The organism is Aquabacterium sp. UBA2148 (assembly GCF_002328915.1).
Classification (GTDB): Bacteria; Pseudomonadota; Gammaproteobacteria; order Burkholderiales; family Burkholderiaceae_C; genus Aquabacterium; species Aquabacterium parvum.
On record NZ_DCXA01000206.1, the window covers coordinates 1 to 1,190 of the forward strand.

General features: G+C 66.0%; 2 protein-coding genes. Both read left to right on the top strand.

What is annotated here, in order from left to right; translation table 11 throughout:
- Positions 1 to 480, top strand: a 480-nt coding sequence (locus B2W70_RS11375; RefSeq protein WP_286745775.1) for a DNA translocase FtsK, incomplete at its 5' end; no start/stop codon positions are given.
- Between the two features lie 148 nt (positions 481 to 628).
- Positions 629 to 1,190: outer membrane lipoprotein chaperone LolA (gene lolA / locus B2W70_RS11380; RefSeq protein ID WP_286745823.1), on the top strand; the 562-nt coding region annotated here is incomplete at its 3' end.

Consider the following 1,190-nt stretch of genomic DNA (forward strand, 5'->3'; position numbering starts at 1 on the left):
ATCCTCGACCAGATGGGCGCCGAGGCGCTGCTGGGGCAGGGCGACATGCTCTACATGCCCTCGGGCACCGGCCTGCCCACGCGGGTGCACGGGGCCTTCGTCTCCGACGAGGAAGTGCACCGCGTGGTGGAGTACCTCAAGACGCAGGGGGAGCCCAACTACATCGAAGGCATCCTCGAAGGCGGCAGCCTGTCCGACGAAGGCAGCAACCTCGACGGCTCGCCCATGGGCGGCGGCGATGGCGAGCAAGACCCGATGTACGACAACGCCGTGGCCGTCGTGCTGCAGCATCGCAAGGCCTCGATCTCGCTGGTGCAGCGCCACCTTCGCATCGGCTACAACCGCGCCGCGCGCCTGCTCGAGCAGATGGAGAAGTCCGGCCTGGTCTCCAGCATGGCGACCAACGGCAACCGCGAGCTCATCGTGCCGCAGCGCGGCGGCGATGGCGGTGCCACGTCGGCGCCATGGGACGAGAGTTGAGCCAGCTCGTTTCGGTGAGGGGGCATGTCCCCTTCGCGCTGCGGCGGCAAGTGCCATCGAACAATCGCTTCACCACCTCGAGAACAGACCGCATCCGATGCCAATGACCCAGACCAACGGATCCATTTTTATGCCCCGGATGAGCGCCATGTCGCGCACCGCGGCCGTGGCAGTCTGCCTTTCGATCGCGTGCGTGGCGACCGCCAGGGCTGACGCCGTGGCGTCGCTGCGCGCTTTCGTCAAAGACGTGCAGAGCGGGCAGGGCAGTTTCGTGCAGACCGTCACCTCACCGGACGGCAAGCGCACACGCAAGTCCGAAGGCACGCTGGCTTTTCAGCGCCCTGACCGATTCCGGTTTGTCTACACGAAGCCGACCGAGCAGGTCATCGTGGGCGATGGCAAGAAGGTCTGGCTCTATGACGCCGACCTCAACCAGGTCACGGTTCGGCCCATGACGCAGGCTGTGGGCGCGACCCCTGCAGCCTTGCTGGCAGGTGGCGCCCTCGAGAGGGACTTTGTCCTCAGCAATGTGGCGACCATTGACGTGCCTGCGTCATCATCGGGTGCGGCGTCCGCGACCCCGACGGCTCAACAGGCAACGTCTGGTCTGAAATGGGTGGAGGCCCGTCCTCGCAACAAGGATGGGCAGTTCCAGTCGGTGCGTGTGGGGTTCCGGCAGGGTCAACTGGCCGAGCTGGAGATCCTCGACA